The sequence below is a fragment of the Kamptonema sp. PCC 6506 genome (genome assembly GCF_000180455.1).
In the GTDB taxonomy this organism is placed as follows: domain Bacteria; phylum Cyanobacteriota; class Cyanobacteriia; order Cyanobacteriales; family Microcoleaceae; genus Kamptonema; species Kamptonema formosum.
The window spans coordinates 1-2,378 of the sequence record NZ_CACA01000120.1 but is presented as its reverse complement, the minus strand read 5'-3'; the positions used below and the strand labels follow the sequence as shown (position 1 = coordinate 2,378).

The 2,378-nt window shown below is 51.5% G+C and carries 1 protein-coding gene and 1 tRNA gene; one reads left to right on the top strand and one right to left on the bottom strand.

Annotation, left to right across the window (positions count from 1 at the left end):
* Positions 1–48: 48 nt before the first annotated feature.
* Positions 49–122: transfer RNA gene (locus OSCI_RS06905), tRNA-His, on the top strand.
* A 134-nt stretch (positions 123–256) separates the two neighbouring features.
* Here OSCI_RS06905 and OSCI_RS06900 read toward each other — a convergent pair.
* The coding region (locus OSCI_RS06900) for a helix-hairpin-helix domain-containing protein (protein WP_071986228.1) at positions 257–2,378 on the bottom strand (2,122 nt) is incomplete at its 5' end.

The following is a 2,378-nucleotide window of genomic DNA, read 5'->3' as shown; positions in this document are numbered from 1 at the left end:
GGACTTATGCGAAGGTAAAGTGTTATATTCATAAATGTCAATGTGATGGCGAGCGTAGCCAAGTGGTTAAGGCAGTGGTTTGTGGTACCACCATCTCGTGGGTTCGAGTCCCATCGTTCGCCCTTTAATCTTGAATAACATATTTATTGTCGCGTTGGTTTAGTCTTTTTAACTAGGCGATCGCTTTTGATTGAGGTCATACGTAACGCCGCCATCTTGGCGGTTAGGATACCGCCAAGATGGCGGCGTTACGGACTTACCATCTCGCTAAGGCCCCCCAGACGGCACCGGAGATGATACCCCAAATCGCGCCTAAACCTGCGGATGAGACGATCGCACCTAGTAAGGTTCCAACTTCCACTGGTGGCGTACTATTAAATACAGGTAATGCCGCAGACAAGACACCGCCTAAAATTGCGGCGGCGATCGCACCCAAAAAACTACCCCAAATCGTACCCAAAATCGCGCCTTTGCCTCCCGAAGGCTGAAACGCTGCTGGCAGCTTGGGTGCAGCCCCAAAAGCCCCCAATAACGCACCTCCGAGACAACCTCCTACAGAACCCAAACCAGCCGAGATCACAATCACCTGAACTAATAGAGTTGCCAATTCCACAGGGGGAGTATTCTTACCATTGAGTTCTGGCCAGATTGCAAACCCCAAACCTAAAAGAGCTCCAGCAATTGCCCCTAGAAAAACGCCCCAAATCATCCCCAAGAATGCCCCCTGTCTTCCCCAGACGCGGCCTACAGGCATCGCCCAGGGTGGCTTAAAACCACTCCAAACAGCGCCCCAAAAGGTACCAGCGCAAAGACCAGTTGCGATCGCTTCTCCAATCTCAGGTTTGTTGTTAATTGCGCCAAATACTACACCGCCGATCGCAGTTAACAACAAAGCGCCGGAAATCGCACCCAAAAATATACCTGCCCATTTTCGCCCAACTTGATTGGGTGGGACAGTTAATACGCCCCAAATTACGCCAAAGAAAATTCCCCAAATTGTACCTACAAAGATTGCGCCCAAAATTGCACCGCCATCCCGATCTGTTGCGGCGTAAATTCCACCTGCGATCGCCGCCAAACACAAACCGCCCCAAGCTGTACCCCAAACGGTATCCTGAACAAAGCCTCGAAATCCGCCAATAGGGGGCGATTGTACCGCCGGAGTGCGGTGTGACATCCCAGTAACAATCAGCGGTACTGGGTATTGTCCCAATTGACGAGTTAAACCCCTCTGGGGTGTGGGGGATGTCTGCATCTGGCTGCGCTGTTGTGGTACTGTCACAATCTGAGGCGGCGCTTGCTGTTTGCGTTTAGCCTTCATCGGTTGCAAGTTCTGTCCGCTGCGGACGGCGCTACGGGAGGGGAAGGGATCGCGGCCTTTGAGTAACTTGGCGCGATCGCACCAAGGACAAGCTTTTAAATGATTCCCATATTTATGCTGAGTATTCTTATGGCAAGTTACCAGCGCATCTTCGGCTTCTTTTAAAGCACTAACCCAACTTTTAGCATCTGGACGGTTGACAGGGTTTTGATTCCCTTCCTCAAAACACCGCAGAAACATCTGCCGCAAAGTTGGGTGTAAAATGTCCCAAGGCGGTGCCGCAGGCATAGGGCGAAAGGGAACTCGTTTGAGGGCGTAGGGAAAATAACCTGATTTTATCCTAATTTCTATGGGCGGAGGTTCGCCGCTACCTTGATAAACTCCTGCAAAAGGGTGCGTCCCTTCCATTAATAGCTGAAAAATTAGCACTGCTAAGCCAAATAAGTCATGTTCTGGAGTGCGATCGATATTGCGGAAGGTTTGACCCTGCAATTCTGGGGGCGTAAACTCTGGTTTACCTACAGGACAGCGGTAAACGTAGCCCGTGTAAGGATCTCGGACTTGAAAGGAATCAGTATCTACGAGAGTAACTAAGGCGGTGTCGGTGACGAGGATATTCGACTCGTTGACATCTCCGATCACGTAACCTCGAACGTGAAGGGCGTTGACAGCGGCGGCGAGGTTGCGGGCTGTACGGTGTAGGTAAAGATAATTAAATAGGGGCTTTTGTTCGCGGCGAGTTTTGGGGGTGTAGAAGGTGTGGATCGGGGCTACCTTGGTAACGCGGGGCATGAGGAAGCCGACGATTTTTTCGGTAGTGCCGGCGGTTCGCAGTAAGTCAATGGGCCAGGCAATTGAGGCGTGTCCGGGGGCTGCGATCGGCGCGTCGGGCGGCATACTGAACATTACTGTCAGTTTGTCTGCGTCTTCGTCTGTGGGCTTATGGTAAATTTTTGCTACTAGGGAGGGGTTTTGCAAGACTGCGTAAATGCGGCCTTCTCCGCCCGATGCGATCGCGCTACGGGTGTCTAAGGTAATTAATTGTCCGCTGAATTGG